This window comes from Mariniflexile maritimum, from assembly GCF_009746565.1.
Taxonomy (GTDB): domain Bacteria; phylum Bacteroidota; class Bacteroidia; order Flavobacteriales; family Flavobacteriaceae; genus Mariniflexile; species Mariniflexile maritimum.
The window spans coordinates 161,641-177,794 of sequence record NZ_WRPN01000005.1 but is presented as its reverse complement, the minus strand read 5'-3'; the positions used below and the strand labels follow the sequence as shown (position 1 = coordinate 177,794).

Below are 16,154 nucleotides of genomic sequence, written 5' to 3'. Positions count from 1 at the left end.
TAACCCACTGCATAGTTAAATAAACACTAAAAGCAATCATTGCGCTACATTACTTTCCTATATTTGGTTTTTAGCTAACGAAACACCCATGCACAGAAATTTACTTTTTTTTATACTATCCCTATTTACGTTTACATTTTTACCGGCCCAAAAACCTGTTACGCCTTCGGCTTCCCAAATTTATGAATCCGTTCAAAAACTCAACTTTTTGGGCTCAGTGCTTTATATTGCAGCACACCCCGATGATGAGAACACGCGTTTGATAGCCTATCTTTCCAATCAGCTAAAGGCACGCACCGCCTACTTATCGCTTACCCGTGGCGATGGCGGCCAAAACCTGATTGGACCAGAATTGCGCGAACTTTTGGGCGTGATACGAACCGAGGAGCTTTTGGCAGCACGACGCATTGATGGTGGCGAGCAGTTGTTTACAAGAGCCAATGATTTCGGTTACTCCAAAGATGCTGAGGAAACTCTTGAAATTTGGGATAAAGACCAAGTTTTAAGCGATATGGTTTTAGCAATTAGAAAACTTAAACCCGATGTCATCATCAACCGTTTCGACCATAGAACTTCGGGTTCTACCCACGGCCACCATACCGCTTCTGCCCTGTTAAGTTTTGAGGCGTTTGATTTGGCAAATGATCCATCGGCTTATCCAGAAATGCTAAAAAACACTGGCCTCTGGAAATCTAAACGCTTGTTTTTCAATACCAATTCGTGGTTTTACAGCAGCCAAAAAGCATTTGACGAAGCCAATAAGAACAACCGACTGAGTTTTGATATTGGCACTTATTACCCTTTAAAAGGCATATCAAACAACGAAATGGCCTCCATGGCGAGCAGCCAACATTTAAGTCAGGGTTTTGGCCGTTTATCGCAACGGGGCGCACAAAACGACTATTTAGAGTTTTTAAAGGGCGAGCCGCTAACGAATAACAACAATATTTTTGAAGGCATAGACACCTCGTGGAACCGCGTAAAAGGCGGCAATGCCATCGGTGTGATTTTAAATGCGGTGGAAACCAATTTCAATTTTAAGGATCCTTCGGTACATATCCCAAAATTGTTGGAAGCGTATAAATTGCTTCAAAATATTGACGATTTACATTGGAAAATCCAAAAAACCAAGGAACTAACGGCCATTATCGAAATGTGTGCCGGTTTATTTTTGGAAGCATACGCGGAAGCGCCTTCTGCCACCTTAAACCAATCGGTTAAAGTTACGGTGGAAGCTGTGAATAGAAGCCCCCAACACATCGTTTTGGAAAGCATTTCGCAAGGCGACGGCAAAAATATTCCAAAACATTTGGAATTAAAAAATAACGTTTCCGAAAAATTTGATACCAACTATTATATTTCAACCGAAGAAAAGTTTACTTCACCCTATTGGCTCAACAAAAAAGGCAGCTTGGGCATGTATGAAGTTGAAAATAAAGCTTATATAGGATTGCCCGAAACCCCTAAAAGTGTGGTTATTAACTTCCATTTAAAGATAAATGAAGTTCCTTTCACCATCAGTAAAGCCGTTGTGTATCGCTATTCAAAGCCCGATAAAGGCGAACTGTACCGCCCTTTTGAGGTAATTCCGGAAGCTTCGGTAAAAATTCATGAAAAAGTCATCATTTTTGAAAACGACCAACAGCGCGATATCAGCGTGATGGTTTCCGCAGGACGCGATAACTTGGATGGTTTTGTTGAAATTCAGCACCCAAAGGAATGGAACATCTTTCCCGAAAAACAAAAAGTAAGCATTGCGCACCAAGGCGAAGAACAAACGCTAACCTTTACGGTAATCCCTCCAAAAAACCAAAGCGAAGGATTTATAAAACCAATTGTTCATATTAACGGGACCGATTATGCCAAGGAACTTATAGAAATTAACTATGAGCACATTCCCTTCCAAACGGTTTTACTGCCCAGCGAGAGCAAAATAGTGCGTTTGGACATAAAAAAGAGAGGCGAAAACATTGGCTATATTGCGGGTGCCGGCGATGTAGTGCCAGAAAGTTTGCAACAAATTGGATATAAAGTTTTAACTATAAAACCAGATGATATTACCGCCGAAACTTTAAGTAAATGTGATGCCGTAGTGGTTGGAATACGGGCCTACAACACGGTCGAGAATTTAGAATACAAACAACAACTCTTGTTCGATTTTGTTGCCAACGGTGGCAATATGATTGTGCAATACAACACCAGCAGAGGCTTAATTACCAATAAATTAGCGCCCTACGACTTAAAATTATCGAGCGACCGTGTAACGGACGAAAATGCAGAGGTTCGGTTTTTAAACCCCCATCATCCCCTTTTAAATATTCCCAATAAAATTACCCAAAACGATTTTGAGGGTTGGACCCAGGAGCGCGGTTTGTATTTCCCCAACGAATGGAGCAACGATTTCACCCCAATTTTATCCATGAACGATAAAAACGAAAATGAAAAAGACGGCAGTTTATTGGTGGCAAAATACGGAAAAGGGTACTATATTTATACGGGCCTAAGTTTTTTTAGGCAATTCCCCGAAGGTGTTTCGGGTGCTTACAGGCTGTTTGCCAATATGTTATCGATTGGAAAAACGGATATAACCCAAACCACAAAACTAAAAGATTAATAATGACCGAAGAAAAACAAACCAAACAGCCCTGGCTAAAGCTTTATTCCGTCGTTTTGATTGCCAATGCGGTTTATATCATTGTGTTTTACCTCATCATGCAAGCTTTTTAATATGCAATTAAACTGGATAGACTGGGTGGTTTTATGCAGCACGCTGCTCGCTATTGTGGTCTATGGCACTTGGCAAACGCGTGGCAGCAAAAATGTGCAGGACTATCTAAAGGGCGGTAATACCTCAAAATGGTGGACCATCGGTCTTTCGGTTATGGCCACCCAAGCCAGTGCCATCACCTTTTTATCAACGCCGGGGCAAGCGTTTAACGACGGTATGGGCTTTGTACAATTTTACTTTGGCCTGCCCATAGCCATGATTATTATTTGCATGGTGTTTATCCCCTTGTACCACCGCTTAAAAGTCTATACCGCTTACGAGTTTTTGGAAAACCGCTTCGATTTAAAAACAAGGATCCTAACGGCCATCTTATTTTTAATCCAACGGGGCTTGGCGGCGGGCATTACCATTTTTGCGCCTGCCATCATTCTATCGGTGGTTTTGGGTTGGGATTTGTTAACGCTAAACATCATCATTGGGCTATTGGTCATTATTTACACGGTTTCCGGCGGAACGCGTGCCGTAAACGTAACGCAAAAGCATCAAATGGTGGTGATTTTTATTGGGATGCTGGTGGCCTTCTTTTTAATTGTTGATAAACTTCCGCAGGACATTACCTTTAAAAAAGCCTTGGATATTGCGGGTGCCAACGGAAAAATGGAAATTCTGGATTTTTCCTTCAACTTGAACAATCGCTATACGTTTTGGAGCGGTATCATTGGCGGCACGTTTTTAATGCTCTCGTATTTTGGCACCGACCAAAGTCAGGTGCAGCGCTACCTTTCCGGGAAATCGGTTAAGGAAATGCAGTTGGGCCTGCTCTTCAACGGCCTGCTAAAAGTACCCATGCAGTTTTTTATACTGTTGGTGGGCGTCATGGTTTTTGTGTTTTACCAATTCAACGAAGCACCCATCAATTTCAATCCAACAGCGACGGAACTGGTGATGAATTCTGAATTTTCCGAAGCCTATAAAAATATTCAAAAAGAACAGGAAACTATTTTTTATGAAAAACAAGCGCTAATAAAATCATTTTTAAATTCTGGAACCTCTCAATCTTCAGATGCCATTGCAACAGCCAACAAGAACAGTGATATTCTTAGGCATAAAGCAAAAATATTGATTGATAAAGTTGCTGAAAACCGAAATATTAAAGTAGAAAGCAATGACAAGGATTATGTGTTTATCCATTTCATTTTGAACAACTTACCCCGCGGATTGATTGGCTTGCTCTTGGCGGTTATTTTAAGCGCTGCCATGTCCAGCACATCCAGTGAATTGAACGCCTTGGGCTCCACCACCACTATGGATCTGTACAAACGGAATACGGGCGAAAAAACTGAGGAACAGATGGTGAAGGTTTCCAAGTGGTTCACCTTGCTTTGGGGCCTTATCGCTATTGGGGTGGCCTGTATTGCGAACCTTGCCGAAAACTTGATACAGCTGGTAAACATAATCGGGTCCATTTTTTACGGCAATGTTTTGGGCATCTTTTTACTGGCATTTTTCTTTAAATTTGTGAAGGGGCATGCTGTTTTTAGTGCCGCAATTATAACGCAGGTTATAGTTATCGGACTTTATTTTTTAAATTTATACGACCATATCAACCTGCCGTTTTTATGGCTGAATTTTGTTGGCTGTGCGATTGTTATCATGCTTGCTTGCCTCCTTCAACTGATTATTAAAAATGACACAACAACCGCTTAAAAAAATCAAATGGGGCATTATTGGCTTGGGTGCCATCGCCCATAAATTCGCTACCGATTTATTAACAATCCACGATGCCGAATTGTACGCAGTCGCCTCCAGAAACCAAGAAAAGGCCCATGTTTTTGCTGAAAAATTTGGGGCAAAAAAGGCTTACGGAAGTTATGAAGCCTTGGCGAACGACCCCACCCTTGAGGCGGTTTACATTGCAACGCCCCATGCCCTGCATAAGGAAAATGCCATTATGTGCCTTAAAAAGGGGATAGCCGTTTTGTGCGAAAAGCCCTTTGCCATGAATGCTGAAGAGGTTGAGGCAATGATTGCCTGCGCCAAACAGCACAACATGCTTTTAATGGAAGCGTTATGGACCTACTTTTTACCCCATTATCAATTTGTGTTGAAGGAACTGAACCATAAAACATACGGCAACATTTTAAAAATGGAAGGCGATTTTGGGTTTCAGCGGGATTACGATACCAACACACGCCTATTCAACAAGGCCATGGGTGGCGGCAGCTTGCTGGATATTGGCATTTACCCCATTTTTGCGGCACTCTCAACGCTGGGTTTGCCAAAAAATATTGATGCTGCCGCTACTTTTTTTGAAAATGGCACGGACGCAACATGTAACATGACTTTTACTTATGAAAATAATGTAAAGGCATATTTAAAAAGTTCGCTTGTAGAAGTTTTACCAACCCAAGCCATTTTTTACTGTGAAAAAGCCATTATAAAGATCAATACCATGTTTCACATGCCCACTACCGTTTCCATAATTGTGGATGGTAAAGAAGACATTAAGGATTTTGGCTACCAAACCATTGGCTATCATTATGAGGCCATCCATTTTAACCAACTACTTCGCGACGGTAAAACCGAAAGCGATATTATGACGTTTGAGTTTAGTAGAAACCTTATCAAAACGCTTGATGCAGTTAGGGCACTTATCAAACTAGATTATTAAAAGAAAACGTTAACCATTCCGATTAAAAATAAGACACGAATTTCACGGATTTTCACTAATTCTGTATGAATTAAAAAAACGCGATTTTTTAAGTCGCGTTTTTTTAATTTATTTCAAATATATCACTTCTAATATCTAATATTCAACTTCTAAATAATTCCCAGTTTTACATTTTCTCCCATTCGGCAATCGAATCGGTATTCATTTTTACATAATCGTCGTTACCAGCTTTTTCTGCGGCTGCCAACGATTTTTTTGCGGTTGCGATGGCGCCCATTTTATCGCCAGCTTTGGCATAAATTAAGGATTGCTGCCTTAATTGCCAAAAAGCGACCTTATCGCCAGCCATGGCAATGGCCTTGTCTATCCAAGTTTTTGCTTGTTTAATGTCTTTATTGGCCTGTAAATAGTAAACGGCGGCGGCATAATAATCGTTGGCAGTGGGCGTACCGTTCATGGCATTATTTATATTAGTAAGTACCATATCATCGGTAGGCACTTCAAAGGGAATGCCCACGTAAACATTTTCCCAAAGTATTCCCAATGTGGCGCCGTTATTGGTTAAATCGTCAAAAGTCATGGTAAAGGTTTCAACTTTCATGGGCATTGGGTAAACCTTTGCGCTTACTTTGGCGGCCACTTTAGCATCGTCCCAGGTTTGTGGCGTTCCACCTCCGTTTGATTCTGTATAAAAATAAACTTCCCAACTGGTTGACTCCGGCTTTGTAAAAATGGCGTAACTACCTGCTTTTAGCGGTTGGCCTTCAACGGTAACATCGGTGCTAAAGGTTATTTTTGTTCTGGCATTGGCGCCTGTTCTCCAAATTTTTCCGTAAGGCACCAAGTTTCCAAAAACCACACGGTCTCTCATAGAAGGTCTTGAATATTCCAACGTAACATCGGTCAATCCCACTTTTTGTTCTATTTTACTAAAAGGACTGGGTTGTGGTGTTGCTATTTGAGCATGTACAAAATAGGTTGCCGATATTGACAACATTAATACTAGTAGTTTTTTCATTTTAGCGTGTTTTTATTTTTTAGTTAATGAACTTACTAAGTTAAACAATCTTCACTTCTTCTGTGTTAATGAAAACCTAAATTAAAAGTTCTGCATATAACCTACTTTTTTTTAAGTTGTTTCATAATGTCGTCCATCATGTCAATTTGTACTTGCTGAATGGTTAACAATTCTTGTTGTTGGTGCACAATTAGGTGGTCTATTTTTTCGTGTAACATCCTAATTTCTAATTCCGATTTCAAGTTCACCATATAATCCTGTTTGGCACGTTCCCTGTCTTTTTCTTCTTGTCTGTTTTGGCTCATCATAATTACGGGTGCTTGCAAAGCTGCTAAACACGAAAGAATTAAGTTCAAGAGGATAAATGGATAGGGATCAAAACCCTTGTTCAATAAAAACACCAAATTGATAACCATCCAAACAAAAATAAAAATGCCAAAAATGATGATGAACCTCCAGCTTCCTCCAAACGCAGCAATTTTATCGGCGAGCCTTTGACCGTAAGTAAGGCTCGTACGATCCCATTGTAAGTTGACTTTACTCGTAATGGTTTCATGGTTTTGCAATGTTTTTAAAACATCGGTTTCCAAATCGTTCAGTTCGCCCACTTCCTTAATTAAATAATCGGCAATGTATTTTTCCCGATATTGGTTCAGCTCCACAACTGCAATCAGGCTTTTGGAATTGAATTGGGGGTGATCTTTCTTTATTAAATCAAAAATGGATTTTCGTATCGCTTTCGCATGTACCTTTTCGCTTTCCTGAAATTCGTTTTGGGAAATACTGCTTACAAATGTTTTCATTGTTTATAATGTATTGTTTGTTGTTATTTAACGCTTACTTTTGCTAAAAATTTAAGCAACTTAACTAGTGCTTTCTATGAATACCAAGATAGTATCCTTTATTTTATTAATTTCATCTTTTGTTGGAATATCCCAAACCAGATATTTGGATGCTGTTTTTGATAGCGTTTCAGCAAAAACCTATAATTATGCCTTGCGCGATAAAGATACTTTAAAACTTGATGTGTATGAGCCTGAAAATGATAGTTTAACGGCACGACCACTTTTTGTTATTATACATGCTGGGGGGTTTACCTCGGGCGAACGCAACAATAATTCTTTAATTTATTTAGCTGAAAATGTTGCAAAAAAAGGCTATGTGGTCGCTTCCATCGATTACCGTTTGTTGAAAAATCGCGATTTTAATTGCAGTTTGCCCGCGAAAAGCAAGTTAAAAGTTTATGCCAATGCTGCCGAAGACCTATTGAGCGCACTACAATATTTGCTAAATTATAAAACCTCTTTTGGGATAGACGAGACAAAAATAATTTTATTTGGTGCCAGTGCCGGTGGCGAAACCGCACTTAACATTGTTTACAACAGGGAACTTGTAATAAAAAACCCCGAAAGTTATAAACATATTAAACCTGCTGCGGTTATTTCCATTTCTGGAGCGATACTTAAAGCAGACCTGATTACCAAGGAAAATGCCGTTCCTACGGTTTTGTACCATGGCGTAAACGATAAAGTAGTGCCTTATGATACTAGCGCCCACCAATCGTGCTTGCCTACCGCAAAAGGGTTTTTGATGCTTAGCGGATCGGAAACCATAGCGAATAAAATTGAAAAATATGCAACCAGCTTTTTGCTTTACAGCTATCAAAACAAAGGCCACAACATATTTAATTTACCAAATGACGATTTGTACCAAGCCTTTGTATTCCTAAATAAGGTTGTTTTCAATAAAAAGCTTTACCAAGCAAAAATTACACAATAGTCAACATCTATTAAAAAAACAACCTGAAAAAACAGAAATTCCGACTGAATTTTAAACTTCTTCAAAAAAAAAATTAAAAAAACTTGCGTAGTTAAATGACTTCATATAAATTTGTAGTTAAATAACTTCATGATGAAATTGAGACGAGACATATTTCAAGCGATTTCCGACCCAACAAGACGAGCGATTTTAGTATTGCTAACATCACAAGCTATGACTGCAGGAGCAATTGCCGAAAATTTTGATACGGCAAGACCAACTATTTCCAAACATATTCAAATTTTAAACGAGTGCGAACTTATAGAATCAAATCAACAAGGACGTGAGATTTACTATCAAATAAAAATCGATAAAATGAAGGAAATTGATAGATGGTTGGAACAATTCAGAAAGATTTGGGAGAGCCGTTTCAGTCAATTGGACACTATATTATCAACCCTTAAAAATGAAAAAAAATGAAACGTAATTTGCAATTTGACTTTACGGTCGATAAGAAAACAAGTACCGTTTTCGTTAACAGAGAATTTAACGCAGATCAACCAACAGTTTGGGATGCCTTTACAAAAAAGGAAATACTTGACCAATGGTGGGCACCACAACCTTGGAAATCAAGAACAAAATATATGAATTTTGAACAAGGCGGACGACGGTTTTACGCCATGGTCGGTCCCGAAGGCGAGGAACATTGGTCTATCCAAGACTTTACTTCAATTTCACCCAAAGACAATTTCCAATTTATTGACGCTTTTGCAGACAAGGACGAAAACATAAATGAACAAATGCCATCGGCCAAATGGAACTTAGATTTTAGCGAGAACCATGGAATTACATCGGTAAAAATTTCCATAAAGCACGAAAAACTTGAAGACCTTGAAATGCATATACAAATGGGCTTCAAAGAAGGCTTTACAATGACATTGAACTATTTAGCAGAATTGTTGAATTCTATAAAAAAATAAAACAATGAAAAAAAATAAAATCATATTTTGGACCGCAACAACCATCATAGCATTGATGGAGGCGGTTATGCCCATTACCACTTGGATTTTTGCACCAGAGTTTATGACCGTTGGAACAAAAGCATTGGGCTATCCCGATTATTTCGCATACTCGTTGGTAATAGCTAAAGTTCTCGGTGTTATTGCCATTGCGTTGCCTAAAATGCCACCGAAACTTAAAGAATGGGCGTATGCTGGTTTAACTTTTAATCTAATTTTTGCTTTTATAAGCCATAGTTGCGTAGATAAGAACATTGGCTATATGATTATGCCATTGGTTTTTTTAGGAATTCTTTCGGTATCATATATTTATTACCAAAAAATTCAAAACAAAACTATTTAGCCAAGGCATCCCTAACATTGTTTTGGAATTATTTTCATAGATAACGTTAATGTTTGTTTAATATATTTTAAAAAACATTAAACATTTTGTATCTTTGCCATATAACGCAATATCATGGCAAAAAAGAAAACTATTTCAGAAAACGACATCATTACCTATTACATGGATTATGTTCTAGAAAACAACGAACAGCCTAAATCGGTATATCTATTTGCAAAATCGAACCATTTTGATGAAGCCACCTTCTATGCGCACTTTGGTTCGTTTGAAGCGGTTGAAACCCACATTTTCAAAGCATTTTTCAACAACACGTTAACAGCCTTAGAGGCCAGCGAAGACTACCATACTTTTGATGCCAGAAACAAATTGTTAAGCTTTTACTTTACCTTTTTCGAAAACGTAACGGCCAACAGAAGCTATGTTTTATTTGCACTTGCCCCTTATAAAAACAGCCTTAAAGGATTTACCTTGCTTTCCGGACTCAAAAAAAGTTTCACGCAGTATATCAGTAGTTTAAACATTGAAACCCTAGATTTAAAACAGGAACAGCTCAACAAATTTCAAAATAAAGCAATTCAAGAATCGGCTTGGGTACAATTGCTTTTAACCCTAAAATTTTGGATGGACGATACATCGGCGTCCTTTGAAAAAACGGATATTTTTATCGAAAAATCGGTTAATACCAGTTTTGATGTGTTGCACATTGCCCCGCTAAAAAGTGTGATCGATCTTGGGAAATTCATTTTCAAGGAAAAAATGCACATGAACTAAACCATACTTATGAAAACCATTGATTCCATTCCTGTTTCCAAAATACACCGTGCTTCTAAACTCGTATCAACAGGTGCAAAAGTAGGCGTAAACTATTTAAAATATTATGGCGATAAACTTACAAAAACAGAGCATGAGGCCAGAGCGACACTAAACGAAAACAATGCGGAAGACATTTACGATGGTTTAAAACAACTTAAAGGTAGTGCCCTAAAAGTGGCGCAAATGCTAAGCATGGAAAAAAGCATCATGCCACAAGCTTATGTTGAAAAGTTTTCGTTGGCGCAATTTTCGGTGCCACCACTATCGCCCGCTTTGGTTTTAAAAACCTTCAAAAACTATTTTGGAAAACTGCCAAATGAGCTGTACGATACCTTCAACACAACCTCTGTGAATGCCGCAAGCATTGGTCAAGTGCACCTTGCCACAAAAAATGGCAAAAAATTGGCCGTAAAAATCCAATATCCCGGTGTTGCCCAAAGCATTGCATCCGATTTGGCTCTGGTTAAGCCAATTGCCATGAAAATGTTCAATATAAAAGGTGAAAACTCAGATAAATATTTTAAGGAAGTTGAAGGAAAATTGATTGAGGAAACCAATTATATCTTGGAAGTTCAACAAAGTAAGGAAATTGCCAACGCCTGCAAACACATTCCTAACCTCTTGTTTCCTCAATATTATGAAGATTTATCTTCTGAAAAAATAATCACCATGGATTTTATGGAAGGCAAGCACCTTTCAGAATTTACCGCATTAAACAACAACCAAGAAACGGCCAATATCTTGGGGCAGGCATTATGGGATTTTTACATGTTTCAAATTCATAAACTAAAAAAAGTGCATGCCGATCCGCATCCCGGAAATTTTTTAGTATCTGGAAACGGCCAATTAATAGCGCTCGATTTTGGCTGTATGAAAACCATTCCAAACGAATTTTATGTGCCGTATTTTGAATTGGCAAAACCTGAAAACATCTCAAACCACCGCTACTTTGTTGCGAAATTATACGAACTGGAAATTTTGCGTGAAGATGATACTGAGGAAGAAATCGTCTTTTTTACCGAGATGTTTCACGAGCTGTTGAGCTTGTTTACACAACCTTTCCATGTTGAAACATTTGATTTTTCCAATAGTGAATTCTTCGGAAAGATTGCCGAATTGGGACAACGCTATTCTAAAAACACCGAATTGCGAAAAATGAATGGCAACCGTGGTTCAAAACATTTCATTTACATTAACCGTACTTTTTTTGGGCTCTACAATTTAATGTTCGATTTAAAGGCTAAGGATATAAAAATCAATAACTTCAAAGATTTGTAATGCTACATTTTACCCAAAAACAGATTAACGCGCTAGAGCATTTGTACAAAATCAACTTAATAAATAGTTGCTCGGGGTATAAATCGGCCAATTTAATTGGTACTAAATCGGCACAGGGCATTACAAATGTGGCTGTATTTAGTTCGGTAACGCACTTGGGCTCCGACCCTGCCCTACTTGGCTTTTTTTTAAGACCAACCACCGCTATTAGAAATACTTACAATAACATAAAGGCTACCAAGTTATTTACCATCAACCATATTCATGAAGCCATTATTGAAGACGCACACCATACGTCGGCTAAATATAAGTACAACGTTTCAGAATTTGACGTGACAAATTTACAGGAAACCTACAAAAATAATTTTTGGGCACCTTTTGTAAACGGCTCGCCCATTCAAATGGCCATGGAATATGTAGAGGAATACCCCATTAAAGCCAACGGCACCATACTGCTTGTTGGAGAAATTAAAGATTTATACCTTGAGGACACGTTGTTGGAAACCGATGGTTTTGTAAACCTTTCAAAAGCCAACATTGCAGCCATTAATGGGTTGGATGGCTATGCACTACCACAACTAAAAACCCGGTTAGGTTACCAACGTCCAAAAAAAATGGAAGAAACGCTCCAGAAAAAATGAAAATCCTTATTACTGGTGCCACAGGTTATATTGGCAAACGTTTAATCCCGGTTTTAATTAACGAAGGCCACCATGTGGTTTGTGCCGTACGTGATGCCCTGAGAGCAGATAAAAATTATTTTGAAGACGCGCATGTTACCATTGTCGAGGCCGATTTTTTAAAACCCGAAACCTTAAATAACATTCCCAAAGATATTGATGTGGCGTACTATTTAATACATTCCATGTCGAATACCTCTAAGGATTTCGAGATTTTGGAAGCTTCGTGCGCAAAAAACTTCAAAAACTACCTAGAAACTACTGCTGTAAAACAGGTCATCTATTTAAGTGGCATCACTAATGAGACCGAACTTTCAAAACATTTACAATCAAGAAAAAACGTTGAGCAGCTTTTAGAGTCGAAAATATACGCGCTTACCGTTTTTAAGGCAGGTATTATTGTGGGCTCGGGCAGTTCATCGTTTGAGATTATTCGCGATTTGGTTGAAAAGCTACCGGTAATGATAGCCCCAAAATGGCTAAACACCAAAACACAGCCCATTGCGGTTCGCGATGTTTTACTGTTTCTATCACGGGCAAAAGGCCATACGGCGCTGTTCAATAAATCGTATGATGTTTTCGGACCCGAAATACTGACCTACAAACAGATGCTATTAAAGTTTGCCAACATTAGAAAATTAAAACGCTATATCCTTACAGTGCCGGTTATGACCCCCAAATTATCGTCCTATTGGCTGTACTTTGTTACTTCAACCTCTTATAAACTAGCGTCTTCATTAGTAGATAGCATGGGTGTTGAAATTATAGGAAAACCAAGCAACATCAATAAAACATTAAATATAAACCCTATTACCTATGCCGAAGCGGTGCATTTGGCTTTTGAAAAAATTGAGCAAAACAGCATTGTTTCCAGTTGGAAAGATTCTATGGTAAGTAGTGGTGTGCTGCAAAATAGCCTTCATAAATATGTGAACGTTCCAAAATATGGTTGTTTTAAAGATTACAAAGAGCAAAAAATTGATGACGAGGCAAAAACCCTTAACAAAATCTGGTCCATTGGTGGCAAAACCGGCTGGTATTACGGCACCTTTTTATGGAACATTCGAGGCCTTTTAGATAAAATGGTAGGCGGTATAGGGTTAAGACGTGGCCGAACGCACGTTTCAGAACTTAATACCGGTGATGCCCTGGATTTTTGGCGGGTTATTTTTAGTGATAAAAGTGAAAAAAAACTTTTGTTGTATGCCGAAATGAAATTACCCGGTGAAGCATGGTTGGAATTTAAAATTGAAGATGGCATATTAAAACAAACGGCCACCTTTAGACCCCGCGGACTCGCAGGAAGGTTCTATTGGTACAGCGTGCTACCGTTTCATGGCTTTATTTTTAGGGGCATGATTAATAGGTTAGCAACATCAGGTTAAAAAATTTGCTTTGTTAATTTTTGTTTAATCTTTTGCAAAAATAGTTAAACAATTTGAAATTTTTATTATCTTTAGCCTATGGTTTTAGAAACAACATACAAAGAAAAAAAATACGACGAGCTCATAGACGATTTGGTAGGGAAACGATTTGGATTGTTTCAGGCCATCAAAATGAAAGGTATCGGCTCAAAACGATTGGACATTGAAAACGTAAGCATGAACATGAAAAACTTTGTAAATACCCTAGCAGACACAACGTTTGCCAACATAGAATTGCGACCTATTGGCATCCTAATACGAATAAATAAAGGACTCAGGAATTTTACATGGATCATTCCTTACTACCAGTTGGTTATTTATAAATCAAACGGTAGCAGCATCCATGCACAAGGACGCTTTATTCAATTTAAAAACGACAGAAACTTTAAGGAAAACAAAGCGTTCTTCAATAAAATGCTAGACGAAAAAATTAAATACGACGCACAATTTCAATTTCATCCCACATGGTAAATTTTACAGACCAAGATAAGGACCGAATTATTGAAATGGCTTGGGAAGACAGAACCCCGTTTGAAGCCCTAACGTTTCAATTTGGTTTGAATGAACCGCAAATCATTCAATTCATGCGCCGCGAAATGAGGCCTAACAGCTTTAAAATGTGGCGCAAGCGGGTAAAAGGGCGCACTACAAAACACCAAAAATTACGAACATTTGAAAATGGCCGTTTTAAATGTTCGCGACAAAAACACATTACGCACAACACAATATCAAAACGTTAACCTTGCTTTGATTCGTGGGATGAATACACGAAAACAGCACTTAAAAAAGACACTATGAACACAGAAACTTTCATTGCAACGAAGAAAAAAAACGGACACATCCTAAACGGATTTTCACATGAAGATATTGGCGACGACCACCTCTATACCGGGCTGGAAACACCCATGAAGAAAGATGCCTTTAAACTTTCGGATACCGAGAAAAAACAACGCATCGCACTTTTATTTGAGGAAATTATGGACGTTATGGGTTTGGACCTAACCGATGATTCCTTAAAAGGCACGCCCGAACGCGTTGCCAAAATGTACATTGACGAAATTTTTTCTGGCCTAAACCCAGCCAACAAACCAAAAATCGCATTGTTCGACAATAAATATCAATACAATCAAATGTTGGTTGAAAAAAACATTGCTTTCTACTCCAATTGCGAGCATCATTTTGTGCCCATTATCGGTAAGGCGCATGTGGCGTATATTTCTTCTGGAAAAGTTATTGGCTTATCAAAATTAAACCGAATCGTTCAATACTATGCCAAGCGTCCGCAAGTACAGGAACGTTTAACCAATCAAATAGCTGAAGACTTAAAACATATTTTAGGTACGGAAGATGTAGCGGTTATTATTGATGCCAAACATTTATGCGTGTCATCAAGAGGCATTAAAGATGAAACATCGGCAACCGTTACGTGTTATTACGGCGGGAAATTCAACACTCCCGAAAAAATTGCAGAATTACAAAATTATCTAAAAGACTAATTCCATGGATATTATAGACGAAGCCCTCGCTTTTGAACAACAAAAACTGAAATCGCTCTCTACAAGCGATCGCATTGAAATTTCAAGAAAAGCAAAATCGTTGATTTTAGGTTTAAATGAACTATACAAACGAAAAAAAGACGAACAACTCATGGATATAATGAAACGTTTAACAGCCATTAAACGCAAGGTTGAAAAACGACTAAACGGCAAACACCTAATTGCAAATCTTTAAAACAATGAGAACAATAGTAATTATTGGTGGCAGCAAAGGTATTGGCAATGCTATTGTTAACAGCGTATTGAACACGCACAAGGTTATAAACATTAGCAGGTCTGCACCCACTAGGGCACATGCTAATTTAACGCATTATAATTGTGATATTTTAACGGATGAACTACCCGAAATTGAAAGTATGGACAGTTTGATTTATTGCCCGGGAAGCATCAACCTTAAACCTATATCCCGATTGAGCTTAGACGATTTTAGGGAAGATTTTGAAATTAACGTACTAGGTGCGGTAAAAGCCATCAAAAAATATGTGGATGCCCTTAAAAAAGGTGAAAATCCATCTATTTTACTTTTTAGTACCGTGGCCACAAAATTAGGGATGCCCTTTCACGCAAGCATAGCAAGTGCAAAATCAGGTGTTGAAGGTTTGGTTAAATCGTTAGGTGCAGAATTGGCGCCAACCGTTCGGGTCAATGCCATTGCACCAACGGTAACCCATACCGAACTTGCTTCAAAATTGTTAAGAAATGATAAAATGGTTGAGGCCATTTCCGAAAGGCATCCTCTTAAAAAATTCTTAAATCCGGAGGAAGTTGCAGAAATGGCCGTATTTTTAATATCTGGCAACGCAGCATCCATGTCGGGTCAAATTTTTCAAATGGATTGTGGCATCACTTCATTTAAAATATAAACG

At 38.4% G+C, this 16,154-nt stretch carries 18 protein-coding genes; 16 read left to right on the top strand and 2 right to left on the bottom strand.

Features of this window, described 5'->3' with window-relative positions; all coding sequences use genetic code 11:
• Positions 1–88 precede the first annotated feature (88 nt).
• From GQO80_RS09075 to GQO80_RS09065, 3 genes are all read left to right on the top strand, one after another.
• On the top strand, positions 89–2,614 hold the full coding sequence (locus GQO80_RS09075) for a PIG-L family deacetylase (protein WP_157208035.1): 2,526 nt from the start codon (positions 89–91) through the stop codon (positions 2,612–2,614).
• Between the two features lie 114 nt (positions 2,615–2,728).
• A complete protein-coding gene (locus GQO80_RS09070; RefSeq protein WP_157208034.1) occupies positions 2,729–4,435 on the top strand; it encodes a sodium:solute symporter in 1,707 nt (568 codons plus the stop codon).
• Positions 4,416–5,399 carry a Gfo/Idh/MocA family protein gene (locus GQO80_RS09065; RefSeq protein ID WP_157208033.1) on the top strand — a complete coding sequence of 328 codons (984 nt, stop codon included), beginning with the start codon at positions 4,416–4,418 and terminating at the stop codon, positions 5,397–5,399. The genes GQO80_RS09070 and GQO80_RS09065 overlap by 20 nt, the downstream gene beginning before the upstream one ends.
• Positions 5,400–5,565: 166 nt before the next feature.
• Here GQO80_RS09065 and GQO80_RS09060 read toward each other — a convergent pair whose 3' ends face one another.
• Positions 5,566–6,417 (bottom strand): DUF2911 domain-containing protein, encoded by an 852-nt coding sequence (locus GQO80_RS09060; RefSeq protein WP_157208032.1) that lies wholly within the window; start codon positions 6,415–6,417, stop codon positions 5,566–5,568.
• Positions 6,418–6,518: 101 nt separating this feature from the next.
• Positions 6,519–7,220: a DUF1003 domain-containing protein gene (locus GQO80_RS09055; protein ID WP_157208031.1), complete on the bottom strand. Its 702-nt coding sequence runs from the start codon at positions 7,218–7,220 to the stop codon at positions 6,519–6,521.
• 76 nt (positions 7,221–7,296) lie between these two features.
• Here GQO80_RS09055 and GQO80_RS09050 point away from each other — a divergent pair, with 76 nt between their 5' ends.
• From GQO80_RS09050 to GQO80_RS08990, 13 genes are all read left to right on the top strand, one after another.
• Positions 7,297–8,196 (top strand): alpha/beta hydrolase, encoded by a 900-nt coding sequence (locus tag GQO80_RS09050; RefSeq protein ID WP_157208030.1) that lies wholly within the window; start codon positions 7,297–7,299, stop codon positions 8,194–8,196.
• A gap of 138 nt (positions 8,197–8,334) precedes the next feature.
• On the top strand, positions 8,335–8,655 hold the full coding sequence (locus tag GQO80_RS09045; protein ID WP_198037752.1) for an ArsR/SmtB family transcription factor: 321 nt from the start codon (positions 8,335–8,337) through the stop codon (positions 8,653–8,655).
• On the top strand, positions 8,652–9,155 hold the full coding sequence (locus GQO80_RS09040) for an SRPBCC family protein (RefSeq protein WP_157208029.1): 504 nt from the start codon (positions 8,652–8,654) through the stop codon (positions 9,153–9,155). The genes GQO80_RS09045 and GQO80_RS09040 overlap by 4 nt, the downstream gene beginning before the upstream one ends.
• Positions 9,156–9,159: 4 nt before the next feature.
• Positions 9,160–9,537, top strand: a complete 378-nt coding sequence (locus GQO80_RS09035; protein WP_157208028.1) for a DoxX family protein — start codon at positions 9,160–9,162, stop codon at positions 9,535–9,537.
• Between the two features lie 114 nt (positions 9,538–9,651).
• On the top strand, positions 9,652–10,308 hold the full coding sequence (locus tag GQO80_RS09030; RefSeq protein WP_157208027.1) for a TetR family transcriptional regulator C-terminal domain-containing protein: 657 nt from the start codon (positions 9,652–9,654) through the stop codon (positions 10,306–10,308).
• A 9-nt stretch (positions 10,309–10,317) separates the two neighbouring features.
• Positions 10,318–11,628: an ABC1 kinase family protein gene (locus GQO80_RS09025; protein WP_157208026.1), complete on the top strand. Its 1,311-nt coding sequence runs from the start codon at positions 10,318–10,320 to the stop codon at positions 11,626–11,628.
• On the top strand, positions 11,628–12,269 hold the full coding sequence (locus tag GQO80_RS09020) for a flavin reductase family protein (protein ID WP_157208025.1): 642 nt from the start codon (positions 11,628–11,630) through the stop codon (positions 12,267–12,269). Before GQO80_RS09025 ends, GQO80_RS09020 begins: the two co-directional genes overlap by 1 nt.
• Positions 12,266–13,693: an SDR family oxidoreductase gene (locus GQO80_RS09015; RefSeq protein ID WP_157208024.1), complete on the top strand. Its 1,428-nt coding sequence runs from the start codon at positions 12,266–12,268 to the stop codon at positions 13,691–13,693. The genes GQO80_RS09020 and GQO80_RS09015 overlap by 4 nt, the downstream gene beginning before the upstream one ends.
• Positions 13,694–13,771: 78 nt before the next feature.
• Positions 13,772–14,203 carry a hypothetical protein gene (locus GQO80_RS09010; protein ID WP_157208023.1) on the top strand — a complete coding sequence of 144 codons (432 nt, stop codon included), beginning with the start codon at positions 13,772–13,774 and terminating at the stop codon, positions 14,201–14,203.
• On the top strand, positions 14,197–14,472 hold the full coding sequence (locus GQO80_RS09005) for a TIGR03643 family protein (RefSeq protein WP_157208022.1): 276 nt from the start codon (positions 14,197–14,199) through the stop codon (positions 14,470–14,472). The genes GQO80_RS09010 and GQO80_RS09005 overlap by 7 nt, the downstream gene beginning before the upstream one ends.
• A 54-nt stretch (positions 14,473–14,526) precedes the next feature.
• Entirely contained in the window at positions 14,527–15,228 is a 702-nt protein-coding gene (gene folE, locus GQO80_RS09000; RefSeq protein WP_157208021.1) for a GTP cyclohydrolase I FolE, read from the top strand.
• 4 nt (positions 15,229–15,232) lie between these two features.
• Positions 15,233–15,463, top strand: coding sequence for a hypothetical protein (locus GQO80_RS08995; RefSeq protein WP_157208020.1), 231 nt, complete (start codon positions 15,233–15,235; stop codon positions 15,461–15,463).
• Positions 15,464–15,467: 4 nt separating this feature from the next.
• A complete protein-coding gene (locus tag GQO80_RS08990) occupies positions 15,468–16,151 on the top strand; it encodes an SDR family NAD(P)-dependent oxidoreductase (RefSeq protein WP_157208019.1) in 684 nt (227 codons plus the stop codon).
• The last annotated feature ends 3 nt before the right edge of the window (positions 16,152–16,154 follow it).